Origin of the sequence: Peptoniphilus harei (assembly GCF_016726485.1) — a bacterium.
Classification (GTDB): domain Bacteria; phylum Bacillota; class Clostridia; order Tissierellales; family Peptoniphilaceae; genus Peptoniphilus_A; species Peptoniphilus_A harei.
Map to the genome: position 1 here is coordinate 1,151,825 of NZ_CP068103.1, position 16,205 is coordinate 1,168,029.

The window sequence follows — 16,205 nt, forward strand, 5'->3', positions numbered from 1 at the left end:
AGGACGATGATAATGAAGAAAAAAATAATTATTGGAATGCTTTTAGTGCTTTCCCTATTTATGACAGCTTGCTCCTCCAAGGACAAGGGTGATGGAGAAGGAAAGATATTAAAAGTTGCAGTTTCAGAAGATACAACGTCTCTTGAAACTTCTTCAATAGATGATGACTATGCTGTAAATATCTTACTCCAAGTTTATGATACTTTGGTAAAAGTAAATGAAGATGGGAAGATTGAAAACTCTCTTGCAGAATCTATTGAAAACCCAGACCCACAAACTTTTAAGATAAAGTTAAGAGAGGGAGTTAAGTTCTCCAATGGAGATCCTCTAACAGTAGATGATGTAATATTTACACTAAATAGGGCCGCAGAAACTGACAAGTTCAAACCATTTTATGGAAAAATCGACAAGAATTCTTATCAAAAAGAAGACGACTTGACTTTCTCCTTTAAATTAACTGAACCAGATGCTGCTTTCTTAAACTCACTTTCTCACCCAGCAGTTTCAATCCTTTCAAAGGCTTATGTTGAAGGTGGAGCAGATCTTGCTACTGAACCAATGGGAACAGGACCTTTTGTATTAGACGAATGGATTCAAAATGACCACGCTACTTTCTCAGTAAATGAAAACTATTGGGGAGACAAGCCACAAATTGCTGGAATCGAAATGAAGGTTATTCCAGAAGCATCTCAAAGAATTATTGAGCTTGAATCTGGTGGAGTAGACTTAGCTTATAAGGTTGATCCAAGTGAAATTCCTAATATCGAAGAAAATGACGAATTAAAACTTTACAGAAAGTTAGACAACTCAGTTCACTTTATTGGATTTAACATGGAAAAGGCACCTTTTGACAAGAAGGAAGCTAGAGAAGCTATGGTAAATGCCATTGATATGAATACAATTTTTGAAACTGTTTATATGAACAGTGGAAATCTTGCAACAAGTCCAATTAACCCTAACTTTAAATATTCTATTGCAGATTCCCTTGAAACAAATAAGGTTAACAAGGATAAGGCAAAGGAACTTTTTGCAGCAGCAGGTATGGGGGAAGGAACAAATCTTTCAATCTACACATCTGACAACACCCAAAGAGTTAATGTTGCAACTATGATGCAAGCCCAATTAAAGGAATATGGAATTGGACTTAATGTGGAAAGACTTGAATGGGGTGCTTTTGTTGACGCACTTAAGAGACGAGAACATAATATGTTTATTATGAGCTGGAACCCATCAATTGTAGATGCTCACTATGAACTTTTCCAACCATTCCATTCATCAAACAAGGGCCAAGGACCAAACTACATGTACTTTGGCAATGAAGAACTTGATAATTTAATGAAGGAAGGTCTTTCAACAGTTGATGAAGCAAAAAGAGCAGAAATCTATAAGAGGGCTCAAGAGCTTATAAATCAAGAATATCCATGGTTATACATTTGCTATGGTGAAACACTTGTGGCAGCTAACAGTAGTGTAGAAGGACTTAAGCTACTTCCAGGATATGCGCAAGAACTTAAAGATGTAAAATTATTAGAAAATTAATTTTTTTTGAAATTCACCAAGTTCTTATTTGGTGAATTTCGTCTTTTCTAGGAAAGAAAGGATTAGATATGACAAAATATATTTTAAAGAGACTCTTAATTTTAATACCTACTCTCTTGGGAGTAAGTTTTATAGTCTTCTTGCTCCTCTACCTTTCACCAGGTGATGCTGCCCTTGCAGCAGCTGGACCCAACGCAACCAAGGAAACAGTAGAAGCTATAAGAGAGAGTCTGGGACTAAATGAACCCTTCCTGGTCCAATATGGGAATTATTTAAAAAATTTAGTCCTCCACTTTGACTTGGGGACAAGCTACCAATCAGGAAGGTCTGTTACTGCAGCCCTCTTAAGAGTATTTCCAACAACAATTAAGCTTGCTGGCGGAGCCCTTCTTATTGCAGTAGTAATGGGAATATCCTTTGGAGTCCTTGCAGCCCTAAAGAAAAACACAATCATTGATTCTATAATCACAGCTGTGGGAATGGTAGGCCTAGCCATGCCAATCTTTTGGTCAGGACTACTACTTATAATAATTTTCTCTACTAAGTTAAAAGTCCTACCGGCATCAGGCTTTTCATCTATTAAACAGATGATCCTTCCATGGTTTGCCCTGGGCTTCCAATCTTCAGCAGTTATTATGAGGATGACAAGGTCAGCCATGTTAGATGTCTTGGACAAGGACTACATCAGGACAGCCTATGCCAAGGGACTTCCAAAATCCAAGATTATCTTTGTTCACGCCCTAAAAAATGCCATGGTCCCAGTTATAACAACTATTGGACTTCAAGCTGGTGGACTTCTTGGTGGAAGTATTTTGACAGAGACAATTTTCTCCATACCAGGAATTGGCAGGTTAATGGTTGACTCCATAAAAACTCGTGACTATCCAATAATCCTTGGAGCCATTATGCTTATTGCCATAGTTTACTCAGTGATATCTATTGTGGTAGACATTCTCTATGGATTTATAAATCCTAGAATTAAGTCAGAGTACAAGTAGGTGGAATATGCTAAAGAGATTTAAAACATTTTTTAAATATTATAAGAGAAACAAGATTGCAGTTGTTGCTCTTGGGATTTTAATCTTAATAATACTTGGAGCAATTTTTGCAGACTATCTTGCGCCCTATGATTACACAGAGCAGTTTCCAGCTGACAACTTCTTGAAGCCAAGTTCAGATCACCTAATGGGGACAGATAACTTTGGACGTGATATATTTTCAAGAGTCCTAAAGGGAGCCCAAGTCTCTCTTAAGATTGGATTCTCATCAGTAATTATATCTACATTTGTAGGAGTTATCATTGGGGCCCTTGCAGGTTACTATGAGGGAGTCTTTGATGCCATAATCATGAGGGTCATGGATACTATTTTATCTATTCCTCAACTTGTACTGGCTATTGCCCTTGCAGCAGCTCTTGGTGGTGGAATGAGAAACTTAATCTTAGCAGTTTCCCTTTCATCCGTTCCATCCTATGCCAGAATTGTAAGAAGTCAGGTTATGTCTGTTAAGAATTTGGAATATATAGAATCGGCGAGACTTGCTGGAGTAAAAACTTTTAAATTAATTTTTGCAGAGATCCTTCCCAATTGCTTTGCCCCAATAATTGTCCAAGCAACAATTGGGGTTGGAACTGCAATCCTATCAGCAGCCTCTCTTTCCTTTATTGGAATGGGAATTATGCCGCCAGAAGCAGAGTGGGGTCAAATGCTTTCTGAGGGAAGGGCCTATATAAGGAACTATCCTCACATAACTCTCTTCCCAGGTATAGCCATCGCCCTAACTATTTTAGTCTTAAATATAGTTGGCGATGCCCTAAGAGATGCCTTTGATCCAAAGTTCAGGAGGTAGTATGTTATTAGAAATAAAAGATCTTGAAGTTTTTTTTAAAAGCTCTCAAGGTATTGTCAAAGCAGTAAACAAGGTTAATATAAATACTCGTGACGGTAAGACAACTGCCATAGTAGGAGAAAGTGGATCAGGTAAGTCCGTTACCACTCTTGCCATTATGGGACTTCTCGACAAGTCATCTCTTGAAAAAATTTCTGGAGAAATAAATTTTGAAGGTAAGAACTTGTTGGAAGCAACTCCTGAAGAACTTAGGAAGATAAGGGGAAATGAAATCTCCATGATTTTCCAAGAGCCAATGACATCTCTCAATCCAGCCCTAAAGGTTGGCTATCAAATGTCAGAAGTATTTAGGACTCACTTCGATATGGACAAGAAGACTGCAAAGGAAAAGTCCATTGAGATGATAAAAAAAGTTGAGATTCCCAGGGCAGAAGATGTCTACAACTCTTACCCCCACGAACTTTCTGGAGGAATGAGGCAGAGGATCATGATCGCCATGGCCCTTTCATCATCTCCAAAACTTTTAATAGCTGACGAGCCAACAACAGCTCTTGATGTTACAATCCAAAAGGAAGTCTTGGAGCTTATGAAGAAGTTAAAGGAAGACATGAATACTTCAATTATTTTCATAACCCACGACTTGGGAGTTGTATCTGATATCGCAGACTATGTCAACGTAATGTACGCAGGCAAGGTTGTGGAAAGAGCCAAGGCAGAAGATATCTTCACCCATCCCCTTCATCCTTACACAAGGGGACTTATTAAGGCCATACCAAGTGCCCACAAGAAGAAGGACGAACTCTACACAATTAGGGGATCAGTTCCCAATCCAATAGGACTTCCAGATCGTTGTAACTTCTGTGAAAGGTGTGACGAGAGAATGAAAATTTGTGAAGAGAAGGCTCCCGAAGAAGTTGATGTAAATGGCCAAAAGGTCAGCTGCTTCTTGTACAGGTGATATTATGGAAGAAAAAGTAATTTTACAAGTTAAGAATGTAAACAAGGAATTTAATCTTGGCAAGAAGAAGGTCCTAAAGGCAGTAGATGATATTTCCTTTGACCTAAAGACTTCACACACCCTTGGAGTTGTAGGAGAAAGTGGTTCAGGTAAATCAACTCTTGCTAGGTGCATAATGGGACTTTATCCCGATGCCACAGGCCAGATAATTTACAAGGGCAAGAATATTTTAGAAGAAAACCAAAGGGAACTTAAAGAATATAGGAAAGACGTCCAAATGATTTTCCAAGATCCCTATTCATCACTTAACCCAAGAAAAAAATGCAAGGACATAATTGCCTCTGGCATAAGAAATCTTTTGGGAGAGAGGGACAAGAAGAAGATCCACAAAAAAGTCTTGGAGACAATGGAAATTTGTGGTCTTTCAGAATACCACATGGAGAGATATCCTCATGAGTTCTCAGGGGGACAAAGGCAGAGGATTTCTATTGCCAGAGCCCTTGCTGTTGACCCCAAGATAATTATTGCTGACGAACCAACTTCAGCCCTTGACGTTTCCATTCAAGCTCAAATAATTAATTTGATGGAAGATTTGCAAAAGGACTTGGGACTTTCTATGATTTTCATTTCCCACGACCTTTCAGTTGTTAGGCACGTGGCAGAAGAAGTTCTCGTGATGTATCATGGCAAATGCGTGGAATATGACGAGTCAGAAGAAGTTTTTGAAAACCCAAAGATGGACTACACAAAAAAATTATTATCATCAGTACCTGGAAAGACTCTTGCTAAATGTGATGACCTATAAGAAGTGTAGAAAATTTTAAGCTTGGGTATTATAATTAAATAAAGTAGATAAAACTGTAGGCTTCTACAGTTTTTTATTTTGGAGGTGAAAAGATGCTTGACCCAGATGGCAGAAAAATTTTTTATAGCGATGGAGAAAATAATTTTGACCTTCCTCTTGACTTGATTGAAGAGATTTATGAAAAAAATGAAGATGAGATAAAATTAAATTCAAGTGAAGAAATTAAAGGCCCAGATACAAATAAAGAAGAAAGCTCAATCAATGAAGCTTTTGAAGATAAGGGAGAAGTCCAAGAAAAAATTAAAGAAGATATAGATTCAGAAGATGAAGAAGAAAATGAAAATAAAAATGACACAGGCTTAAAAGACGAAGAAAAATATGACTCTTATTACCTAGAGAGAATTGACGAAGTCGAAGAAATCTTGGAAGGCATCTGCGAGTCCATACCATCTTATGCCTTTGACCATCTAAATGGTGGTATAATTCTTTCAGAGGATAAAAAATACCACGAAGAATCTCGAGCAGATGATCTCCTTATAATGGGAGAATACCAAAGGTCTATACTTGGAAATATGATAAAAATTTACTACGGGTCCTTTATGGAGATGTATAGGTATTCATCCAGGGAGAGGCTGAAGGAAAAGCTTGAAGAAGTTCTCCTCCACGAGTTCACCCACCACTTGGAATTTTTGGCAAATGAGTGGGGGCTTGTCATTGAAGATAAGAAGTTTTTAGAAGAATATAGAAAAGGAAAAAAATAATGAATAAATTTTTAGGATATTTTTATAAGGGGCTGGGGAAATTTTTTGACCTCATCTTGACCCTCTTACTTGTAATAGTAAACATTGCTGTTGATCTCTTCTCGGCAGTGAGGAGATTTTTCTTGTACATAATTTCCATGGGAGGATGCTTAATAATATTTTTGCTCCTAAACCCTTTTGCTTGGAGGGGCTTGGCGAAAAATGATTGGCTATCAACCCTAATAATCTTGGCAATATTTGTGCCCTTACTTGGTAATGTGTCAGAGTCCTTCTTGAAGTACGCCCACTATGTTGTGACAGAATTTTTCTACGACAGGGCAGACCACTATCTCCTTGGCAAGGAAAATGAATTTGAAAATATCTCTGGCTACGGAAGAGCTTATTGGGAAAAGAAGGAAAGAGAGAGAATTAAAGCAGAAGAAGAGAGGAGGAGGCAAAGAGAAGAAGAGTACAGACAAAGGTTTAAGGACTTTGGCGGCTTTACTTGGACAACTTTTGACGACTTCTCACAATTTGAAGAGTTCTTTAGGCAATCAGGCTACGGTGGATTTTATGAAAATCAAGGAGGGTCTTACGGCAACAATTACGGTGGATCTTATGGTGGCTCTTCATCATCAACTGGAGGCTACGGTTTCAAAGACCAATACGAAAATGCCTGCGACACTCTTGGGGTAGATTATAATGCAGACAAGTATGAAATCAAACTTGCCTACAGGAAGATGGCAAAAAAATATCACCCTGACCTAAACAAGGAAGAGGGCGCCAAGGAAAAATTTCAAAAAATAAATGCAGCCTACGAATTCTTAAACGACACAAATGTGGAAATGTATAAGAAGATGACTGGGGCAAATTAAAGACAAAAAAGAAAGGACCACGAGGGTCCTTTTTTGGTGTTTAGATTTTTAGTTTTTTACAACTATTTAATTTATAAGAAAAATGTTTTAATTAACTGTGAAAAAATTATTTTATAATTTCTTCTGCCATCCTATAAAATTCATTTACGTCCATATCATCTCCAGCCATTAGCTCATATTGCACTCCCTTGTAGTCAAAGATTAGGTGCTTTGAAGCGTCTTCTTCTCTTTTAGCTGAGCCAATAGCTAGGTTAAAGAAAGGATCTTTTTCTGATCTTTCGCGTTCTTCTTCTGTAGCATCTTTTTCATCTGGTAAAAAGACACTTTCTAATCTCCAATAATAAACTTGCACGCCATTAATTTCTCTCATTTCTTGATGGGCTTGTTCTGAAGTAGCTATTGAATTTTCTGGATACTTGTCAATTGAAAGGCTTACTATGTCGCCAGCATCATTTTTGTAATTTACATCAATTGCCTTTCTCTTATTTAATTTTTCTCCAGTGTCGTCCATGTCTGCCATGTCAACCATTCTAATTCCGTCAAACTTATAGTCCCCTAAACTTTCTGGAGCATAGGCCTCAAAGCCAGCCTTCTTTTCTGCCTTAGCCATGTCAGTATATTTTGTGTAGTTATAAAATGATGTTGAAGATGCTAATGTTCCAGTAATTTTTCCTGCAGCAAATACGCCCACTGAAAGGACAAGGGCAGCGGCTGCCACTAATACAAATCTTTTTTTCATTTTAAATTCTCCTTTTTCTCCTTGTGAATTGATTTCCAAATCAATTTTATTTTTAAGATAATCAGAAGGAGAAGAATCTTCAACAGACTTATTGAGTTCATTTTTTATATACTTATCAAAATCTTTCATAATAACTCTCCTTCATATTCTTCTTGTGTTTTTAAAAGTTCTTTCTTTAAATTCCTTCTAGCCCTGTAGAGTCTAGACTTCACTGTACCCTGGAAGGTCTTGCAAATGCTGGCGATTTCTTCTATGGAAAAGTCGTTGTAGTAATAGAGGACCAGGACTTCTCTTTCCTTTTCCTTTAAAGTCATGAGGGCATCTTGAATTTCTGATTTTTCTGCAAAGTCATCCTCTCCAAGATAGGTGGGACTATTTTCAGACTTATCAAGGACAAATTCATCGGGAAATTCCCTCTTTCTCTTCTTGTATCTTGTGTAGGAAGTGTTCTTTAATATAGAGAAGATCCAAGGACTTAGCTTTTCAAAATCAGAAAGAGTTTTTGCATTTTTATAAATTGAAACAAAGGTGTCTTGGAGGACATCTTCTGCATCTTCCTTATTGCCCAAGATCAAGAGGGCAGTCCTATATAAGACTAGGTAGTAGTCCTGGTAAAGGAGGTCAAAGGAATCCTTGTCGCCAATTTTTAATTTTTCGAAATTTTCTTCTGTAAATTTTATTTCACGATTCATTTTATCCTCCTCTCTTAGATGCATCTACTTATAAGACTATTTAGGACCTAAAAAGGTTCATTTATTTTAAAAAAATTTATAAAAAAATCTCCACGCCTTGTGGAGATTCTTAGTTTAGTGTTTTATTTGAGATCCAGCCCTTTATTGTTTCTTGTGAAATTGGGCTTTCAACTTCGACATGACACCAAATTCTTTGTCCTTGTTCGATTTTTGTCTCAAGGACGTAAAGTTCTGTTCCCTTGTCGAGAATTTTTAGGATATCAGAGTCAACGCTAGGTTCGGCCCTTAGGTTGGCTTTCTCTGTTGAGACGGTCCTATAAGTGTGAAGGAGGTCCGAAGCTTTTTTTGCAGTTTCTGCTGAGTCCTTATCTTTCTCTTCCTTTTCAAAGTTTTCTTTTTGGCTTTCTTCTGTGTCTACATTTAATTTATTAGCTGACTCTATTTCTTTTTTTAGTTTCGAAGCCCTTGCTGATTCAGGAACAACATTTAAATAAGAATTTAAGAGTAAGAGAGCCTCAGTCCTATTTTCTTCATAGGATGATTTAACTTGGTCTAAAATAATATTTTCTATAGATGTAAGCTTGTCTTGGGCAGGCTTATAATTTTTTTCATCTTCTTGGATAACTTTTTTGAAGTTGTAGGCAGCGTCAATGTAGTCGCCTTCTTCAAAGAAGCTGGAAGCCTTTTGATAAGATTCATCTGATGCCACAAGTTTCTTTATCTTTTCCATTTCGTTTAAGATTTCTGGGCTAGTCTTGTCCCTTGTTGCGTCGTTGTATATTTCAAGGGCCTCTTGGTAGCTGCCAGATAGGGCAAGACTCCTTGCGTCCTCAATTTTACTTTTATTTCTCGATGTCTTTGCAATATTAATTAAAAATAAAGAGACTAAGGACAAGAAGATAATAAAGATAAGGGCAAAAAATATTTTCTTCCAAGGAATTTTTTTAGGTTTCTTTGGGGCCTCTTCATTGGTCCTGTCAATCTTTAAGCTTTCCGTCGTTGGAGCAATCTTTGAAAGATTGGTTTGGGTCAAGTGGGTCTCAAGAGTTTTTAAATTTATACCATCAGTTGCCCTTGTGTTCTCGATTACATTTAAAATCTTGGAATTAATAAGGGCCTCTGTCAAATTGTTTAGGACAAAGCTCTTGTTTCTTCCACAAAACTCACACTCACTAGTTTCATCTTCGTTGATAAAACCACAGGCACATCGCCAAAAATCCATTTGGTTTTCCCCGTAAGTTTTTATTCCCTCGCCAAGGGTTTCCTTTATTTGGGCCCTCTTCTTTTCAGGAATAACGGGAAGGTTTATTTCATATTTTTTGTCATCACAAGTAATATTTTTTCCGTCGGCAGTATATTTTGAGATGTAAATGTCAATGGCCCTTGCGTCGTGAAACCTCTCGTCCAGAATAAAGGGATCTAAGAAGTAACGGGTGTAGGGAGCAATATTTACGGCCTGTTGAAAATAAAATTCACGACCATTAAAGAGGTAAGACCTTTCAATAGACTTAAATTTTACTGCAAACTCAATATTAGTTACGAAAGAGTCTTGAGCATTTAGGACGTCAATAGCCAGGGCAAAGTCACCTGAAGTTAGCTCTGCATTTGCTATTTGAATTTTTTCACTTGTATTAAAGCTAAGCTTTGTTGGTAGGGTTCTAAAAAAGCTCATAAAGACTCCTTTCAAATTACCAATTAATTATATTATATTTAAAAAACTTTTACAATAAGCCGCCTATTTACTAAAATTCTCACATGACCTATAATTTAATTGGAATGCGAATTAATCTATTAAAGAATAAATATTATAAATGGAGGTAGAAATGAAAGTTTTATTGAGCCAGGGTCTGGCAAGAAAGTATGGAGAGAAAATAGAAAAACTAGGCTACAAAGTCCTAAGCTATGATGAAAAAAATCCCAATGAAAAAGCTGACTATGGCGAAGATATTTTGATTGGAGCCATAGATTTAAAAAAGATAAATTACAAGGACCACAAAAATTTAAAATATATATTTTTAACCTCAGTTGGCATAGACTTCCTTGACTTGGACTATATCAAGGAAAAGGAAATAACTCTTTCCAACAACAACGGAGCTTACGACGACCCCATAGGAGAGTGGATAGTTTATGGACTCCTACAAATAAATAAGGACGACAGAAAAAATATAGAAAACCAAAAGGAAAAGATCTGGAAGAAGAGGGCCTTTGCCTACAACCTCTATGGCAAGAAGGCACTTTTTATGGGAACAGGAACTATTGCAGTGGCAGGAGCCAAAAGACTGAAGGGCTTCGACATGGAATTAAATGGATTTAACACCAGCGGGAGAAAGGTTGAGCCCTTTGACAATGTCTATTCACTAGAAGAACTAGATAAGATTTTAAAAGACATGGACTACATCATCATGTGCCTGCCAGGAACAGAAAAAACTCACCACATCTTAAATACAGATAGATTTGCAAAATTAAAAGATGGAGTTGTAGTTGTGAACATCTCAAGGGGATCAACAATAGACGAAGATGCCCTAGTTGATGCAATAAAAGCAGGTAAGGTGAGGGGAGCAGCCCTAGACGTCTTCGAAGAAGAACCCCTAAGCAAGGACTCAGAACTTTGGGATCTCGAAAATGTCTACATCTATCCCCACATATCCTTTGCCTGCGAAGACCTTAGCACAAGACAATTTGCCACAGCCTACCAAAACCTCAAGGCCCTAAAAAACGACGGCGACTTCAAAAATATAGTAGACTTCGACAAGGGTTATTAAGAATATTTTTAAGATCAATTACAAAAAAATTTGAGGTGGTTTTATGTTAGATAAGTTGTACGCTCACATAGGTGGGGATGAGAGAGAAAAGAAACAAACACTTTATGCCCACCTTTTAGAAACTGGAAATGAAGCAAAAAAAATTGGCAAGAAAGTTGATATGGAAAATATTACTTTCTTAACAGGACTTCTCCACGACATAGGCAAGGCCAGCCTTGATTTTCAAGATAAAATCACAAAAAATTCAAATAAAAAAGTAGACCACTCAAGCCTAGGTGGTCTATTTGTCGTGAAAGTTTATCATTCTGTTTTTGAAGAAATCCACCATAGTAAAGAACAATCTATCTTAGACTTGAGAAGTGTTTTGCAAAAAGATAGATTGGCATTTTTAGACTTAAGTGACTATATAAATATTTTGATTTACACAATTATGTCCCACCACGGCCAGTACGACATGGTGAGGAAGAACGAAGACATGGCCTATGTCTTGACTAGCCTTGATAGGCTTAAAAAAATTGAAAATTCTTCTTATAGGTTTGGGGAGAATAAAGAAGAGAGTCTTATTATTGATGACTTTTATAAAGAAGTTGAAAAATTTTATGAATCCCAAGGTCTTTATATAAAAGATGTTTTTTGTAAGGGATTTTTAGAATATCTTGAAATAATAAAAAAATTAAAGGACTCTGCCAAAGAATATTCAAATAAAAAAGAATCTGAGGCCCTGTATTTTTATAAGTCACTTTTCATAAGGCTCTTAGTTTCAATTCTAAAGTCTGCAGACATCAAAGACACAATAAATGCCTACGACAAGGTCATACTTGATGAAGATGTAGAAAAGTTAAGACAAGTTGAGAAGAAATTTGAAGAGAAAATCAATAGGAAGTACGAGTCCTTTGGAGAGCCTGAGGGAAGATTAAATATTTTAAGAAATCAAATCTCCAGAGATATATTAACGAGATCCAAGAAGGATGAGCTTGGAATTTATAAGTTAGACCTTCCAACGGGTGCAGGCAAGACCCTCTTGTCCCTTCGCTATGGAATAAATCAAATGAACTATCAAGGCAAGGAGAGGTTCTTTTATGTTACTTCTTTTTTGTCAGTCCTTGAGCAAAATGCCTCTGAAATGAGAGAAATCTTAAACAATGATGATTTTGTATTGGAACACCACTCCAATGTTGTTGATGATAAAGATGAGCTCGAAACTGATGATAGGGACGACGAATTAGACCAAGTAAGGAAGAAGTTCCTCCTAGATGATTGGACTTCGCCTGTTGTGTTGACAACCATGGTTCAATTTTATAACTCCATATTTAAGGGTAAGTCAGCTAACCTAACGAGGTTTAAGTCCTTCATCAATTCTGTAATTATTTTGGACGAGTGGCAGTCTATCCCAACAGAATTTTTATACATGACAAACTTGGCCCTTAACTTTATGAAAATTGTAATGAAGGCGACTTTTGTTTTGTCCACAGCGACTCAACCTACAAATGCCTTAGAAGATCTTGATCATAAACTTTCTTATGGAAATTTTGGAGGTCAGTGTGAAGACATTATAGACTACAAAAATTATGATTTTTCAGCCTTTGAAAGGGCAAGGCTAAAAATTTATGGTGACATAAATAAGATGTACGGTATAGAAGACATAAGAGACCTAGTCTTGGAAAACCTAGATAAGTCTAACCTAGTTATTTTAAACACAAAAAAACTTGTGAGAAAGTTATATGACTTGCTTGAAAGTAATTATGATGATAAGGACCTCTATTATCTCACAACAAATTTGACAGCCAGCGACAGATTAAAAAAGATTAGAGAAATAAAAGAGAGACTTAAAGATGGAGACAAAATTTGCGTCGTGTCTACTCAACTCATTGAGGCAGGAGTGGACGTAGACTTTGATCTTGTCATAAGGTCTCTTTCTGGCATGGACTCAGTAGTTCAAGCCATGGGAAGGTGCAACAGAGAGGGACATCTTAAGTCTGCCTTCACCTACTTGATAAACTTAGATAAAAACGAAGAAAAAACTTCTATGTTAAAGGGTGTAGATGAAAGAAAGGCTGCCTGCAAATTTGCCATTAATAAGTCATCGGGGGACTTGGATTTAAAGAAACTTACAAAAGAATATTTTGAAAAACTCTATAGCAATTTAAAGGACGACCAATATTCTGATGTCTTAAAATTATTGGCTGAGAATAAAGAAGTTTCAGGTAATTTTAAAAAATTAAATAAGACAAAAAAGGAACTAGAAGATAAGTCAGGATACTTGTTTGATGAACAGAGGGGAATTTTCTTTGACTTATTTCAATCCTTTAAAGAGGCCTACAAGGACTTTGACTTAATCGAAGACAAGAATAGAAGTGTCATCGTCTATTACGAGGAAACTGAAGAGGATTTAAATAGGTTGATGGATCTAGCAAAGGAATTAAAAGGTCCAGATTACCTAAAAAATTTGAAAGAGTTAAAGAGAATAGTAAAGAAACTTTCGAGACACACTGTTTCTATTAATAAAAAAGATTTAAATTCCTGCGACAATATTTTAGATGGATACATTTATATTCTCCCAAACTCTTATTACAATGAAAAATTTGGGGTAAGTTTTGATGAGCTTGGATTTATGAGTTATTAAAAAGAAAAAAGACCCTTATTAATAATAGGGTCTATCTTCCATATAAACATTTTTCAATCCACAGCTCTCGCTGATAAAACAATTATATCAAAAAAAATAAAAAATAAAAATAAAATTAACATTGACAAAATTTATATTTCATATTAACATGAAGTTAGATAAAGATGATATCGTTTTCGTAAATAAAAATCAAAGGAGGTGTTAATTATGAATAAGTCAAAATACTTTTATGCAAAAGTATATGGTGACAGGGCCCTATTCACTTCACCAGAAAGTAAGTCAGGGGGAGAGAAGATTTCTTACAGCGTTCCTACTAGAGAAAGTTTGAAGGGAATAATTGATGCAAATTATTTTAAACCCACAATCACAAATGTAATTGACGAAGTGAGGATAATGAATAAAATTGAATCCTACACTCAGGGAATGAGACTTCTCTTAAGAGACTACAGCGCTGATTTATCTGCTTACACATATCTTTCTAACCCCTGCTATTATGTAAAATTTCACTTTGAGTGGAATGAAGACAGGGAGGACCTAAAAAATGATAGGAACTTTATGAAGCATGAGGCCATAACAGAAAGATCCCTTAAGAGAGGAGGCAGAAGACCAATTTTTTTGGGAGTTTCTGAATGCCAAGGCTACATTGAATACTTGACAGAAGAAGAGTATGAAAATGATGAAGGCTATTACGATGATACTAATTTAGGCTTTGGTCTTATGTTAGTTGGACTAATCTATCCTAAGAAGTCTGGCGAAATGTTGAGATCAGCCTATGGACCAATCAATATGAAAAATGGAAGAATAATTTTTCAAAGACCTGAAGACTGCCCAATAATAAATGAAGTTTCAAACTATTCCTTTAAGGAGCCAGGCCTAACTAGGACAGTAGACCAAGAATTAGAAGACTATTAATGGAGGTGATACATTGAGTTTTTTAACTGCCTTATACAGTTCATATAACTTTGGACTAGAAAACAATTTAATAGGAGATTTAAAGGATAAATCGAATTTAATACTGCCAATTTATCACAACTCCATGAAGTCCAATGGTAAGAATATTGTAGAAATTACTATTAATAAAAAAAGTGAATTAGTTGATGCAAAGTTTTTAGGTGATGGAGACCTTGTAATCTTTCCTGTAACAGAAGATTCTGTAGCAAGGTCCAGCGGGGTTGCACCCCATCCTCTTTTCGATAACTTTGATTATGTAATCCAAGACAATACAAAAAAGTCCGAAGCTTACATCAATCAGCAAGAATCTTGGCTTAATTACGACAGAGATGACTTTGTAGAGATTGTCCATGACTATATAGTCAAAGAAAAGGTTTTCGAAGAGATATTATCTAAACTGTACAGGGACTATAAAATCACAAAAGACAAAAATGTTGAATACGTAGACAATTCTGATAAGAAAGCCAAGACTGTAAAAATTGATTTTTCAAAAGTATTTTTAACTTTTGCAGTAGAAGATTATGAGGGCAAGAAAAATCTAAGCTTGTCTGAAAATAAAAACTTACAAGAAAAATTTATAAGATACACAGAAGAAAGTTTTGCCAAGGACAAGGACTCTGAAAAAATAATTTGCAACATATCGGGGAAAGAAGACTTCTTGTGTCTAAAACACAAACCCCTTATAGGTTCAGCAAGACTTATTTCTCAAATAACTGCCAACAATGAAAACTTCCTTGGAAGGTTTGATAAGCCTGACGAAACTATAAAAATTGGCAAGGACTCGAGCCAAAAAATTTTACAAATGGCAAAGGCCCTCTTAAATGGCGAAAATACTTCTAGGTGGCTTGGAGAATTTACTTATGTTTTGAGTTGGTTTTCTGATGACATCCAAAATAAGTCAGGAATGGACCCAACAAAAAAATCAGAAACAAGTATTGAAGGGTCAGGCAAAACTGATTTTACAAATATACAAAATCTTATCCCATCGAATGAAGAATTAAAGGAAAAAGCTAAAGAAGAAGCTAAAGACATTTCTATGACTATTGCAGACAAAAGGTCTGAGGACATAGTTAAGTCCTTTACTAGTGGAAGAATTTTATTTGACGACACTTCCAAGTACTACATTGCAATAATTGATAAGGTCAGCAATGGTAGGGTAGCTCTTAAATATTTTAGGGAGATGGAAGCTTCAAGATTAAAAGAAAATTTAATCAGCTGGCAAAATAAGTATAGCTGGATTAGATATGATGAAGAAAAAAGAAAATATTGTGAATATACTCCTAGTCCCATAACTTTAATAAGAGCGGCTTATGGGGTTGAGAGGGATAAAGGTCTTGAAATTTCCAAAAAGAGTTTTTCAACAGATCAATACAAAAACATTTTAATGGCTATTGTTGAAGGCAGGGACATGCCTAAAAATATTCTTCATGCCTTAGAAATTAATATAAGAAATAGGCTGAACTATGAAAAATATTGGAATTTAGTTAAATTATGTGCCTTGGCAGCTTTAAGAGAAAAGGAAGGGATTGAAAGCAATATGTTAGACAAAAAAGAAACAGATAGGTCTTACTTATTTGGTAGACTTCTGGCTATATACGAAAAAACTGAAGCTTTTACTTATAAAAAAAGACGACGAAAGAATAACAAATGCTGAAAAACTTTGGTCAAGTTAT

14 protein-coding genes are annotated in these 16,205 nt (G+C 36.0%); 11 read left to right on the forward strand and 3 right to left on the reverse strand.

The window, feature by feature from the left end:
• Window positions 1-12: 12 nt before the first annotated feature.
• The 7 genes from I6I93_RS05350 (at window position 13) to I6I93_RS05380 (ending at window position 6,765) form a co-directional block, all read left to right on the forward strand.
• The gene (locus I6I93_RS05350; protein WP_112889728.1) at window positions 13-1,539 is read left to right on the forward strand and encodes an ABC transporter substrate-binding protein; all 1,527 of its coding nucleotides are present in this window, start codon (window positions 13-15) and stop codon (window positions 1,537-1,539) included.
• A 68-nt stretch (window positions 1,540-1,607) separates the two neighbouring features.
• A complete protein-coding gene (locus I6I93_RS05355; RefSeq protein ID WP_112889729.1) occupies window positions 1,608-2,537 on the forward strand; it encodes an ABC transporter permease in 930 nt (309 codons plus the stop codon).
• Between the two features lie 7 nt (window positions 2,538-2,544).
• Complete coding sequence (locus I6I93_RS05360) at window positions 2,545-3,387, forward strand: ABC transporter permease (RefSeq protein WP_070702721.1); 843 nt, start codon at window positions 2,545-2,547, stop codon at window positions 3,385-3,387.
• A gap of 1 nt (window position 3,388) precedes the next feature.
• The gene (locus I6I93_RS05365) at window positions 3,389-4,345 is read left to right on the forward strand and encodes an ABC transporter ATP-binding protein (RefSeq protein ID WP_070702719.1); all 957 of its coding nucleotides are present in this window, start codon (window positions 3,389-3,391) and stop codon (window positions 4,343-4,345) included.
• Between the two features lie 4 nt (window positions 4,346-4,349).
• Window positions 4,350-5,150 carry an ATP-binding cassette domain-containing protein gene (locus I6I93_RS05370; protein WP_112889730.1) on the forward strand — a complete coding sequence of 267 codons (801 nt, stop codon included), beginning with the start codon at window positions 4,350-4,352 and terminating at the stop codon, window positions 5,148-5,150.
• A 92-nt stretch (window positions 5,151-5,242) separates the two neighbouring features.
• Entirely contained in the window at window positions 5,243-5,911 is a 669-nt protein-coding gene (locus I6I93_RS05375; protein WP_112889731.1) for a metallopeptidase family protein, read from the forward strand.
• On the forward strand, window positions 5,911-6,765 hold the full coding sequence (locus I6I93_RS05380) for a DnaJ domain-containing protein (RefSeq protein WP_112889732.1): 855 nt from the start codon (window positions 5,911-5,913) through the stop codon (window positions 6,763-6,765). Before I6I93_RS05375 ends, I6I93_RS05380 begins: the two co-directional genes overlap by 1 nt.
• Window positions 6,766-6,871: 106 nt before the next feature.
• Here I6I93_RS05380 and I6I93_RS05385 read toward each other — a convergent pair whose 3' ends face one another.
• From I6I93_RS05385 to I6I93_RS05395, 3 genes are all read right to left on the reverse strand, one after another.
• The gene (locus I6I93_RS05385; RefSeq protein WP_112889733.1) at window positions 6,872-7,633 is read right to left on the reverse strand and encodes a hypothetical protein; all 762 of its coding nucleotides are present in this window, start codon (window positions 7,631-7,633) and stop codon (window positions 6,872-6,874) included.
• Window positions 7,630-8,196 (reverse strand): RNA polymerase sigma factor, encoded by a 567-nt coding sequence (locus I6I93_RS05390; protein WP_112889734.1) that lies wholly within the window; start codon window positions 8,194-8,196, stop codon window positions 7,630-7,632. The genes I6I93_RS05385 and I6I93_RS05390 overlap by 4 nt, the downstream gene beginning before the upstream one ends.
• A 109-nt stretch (window positions 8,197-8,305) precedes the next feature.
• Entirely contained in the window at window positions 8,306-9,868 is a 1,563-nt protein-coding gene (locus I6I93_RS05395) for an SH3 domain-containing protein (RefSeq protein WP_112889735.1), read from the reverse strand.
• A 151-nt stretch (window positions 9,869-10,019) separates the two neighbouring features.
• Here I6I93_RS05395 and I6I93_RS05400 point away from each other — a divergent pair, with 151 nt between their 5' ends.
• The 4 genes from I6I93_RS05400 to I6I93_RS05415 all read left to right on the forward strand — a co-directional run bounded on the left by I6I93_RS05400 (window position 10,020) and on the right by I6I93_RS05415 (window position 16,186).
• The gene (locus I6I93_RS05400; RefSeq protein ID WP_112889736.1) at window positions 10,020-10,958 is read left to right on the forward strand and encodes a phosphoglycerate dehydrogenase; all 939 of its coding nucleotides are present in this window, start codon (window positions 10,020-10,022) and stop codon (window positions 10,956-10,958) included.
• Between the two features lie 43 nt (window positions 10,959-11,001).
• On the forward strand, window positions 11,002-13,581 hold the full coding sequence (gene cas3 / locus I6I93_RS05405) for a CRISPR-associated helicase Cas3' (RefSeq protein ID WP_112889737.1): 2,580 nt from the start codon (window positions 11,002-11,004) through the stop codon (window positions 13,579-13,581).
• A gap of 207 nt (window positions 13,582-13,788) precedes the next feature.
• A complete protein-coding gene (cas5c, locus tag I6I93_RS05410) occupies window positions 13,789-14,493 on the forward strand; it encodes a type I-C CRISPR-associated protein Cas5c (RefSeq protein WP_112889738.1) in 705 nt (234 codons plus the stop codon).
• 13 nt (window positions 14,494-14,506) lie between these two features.
• Complete coding sequence (locus I6I93_RS05415; RefSeq protein ID WP_236587157.1) at window positions 14,507-16,186, forward strand: type I-C CRISPR-associated protein Cas8c/Csd1; 1,680 nt, start codon at window positions 14,507-14,509, stop codon at window positions 16,184-16,186.
• Window positions 16,187-16,205 lie beyond the last annotated feature (19 nt).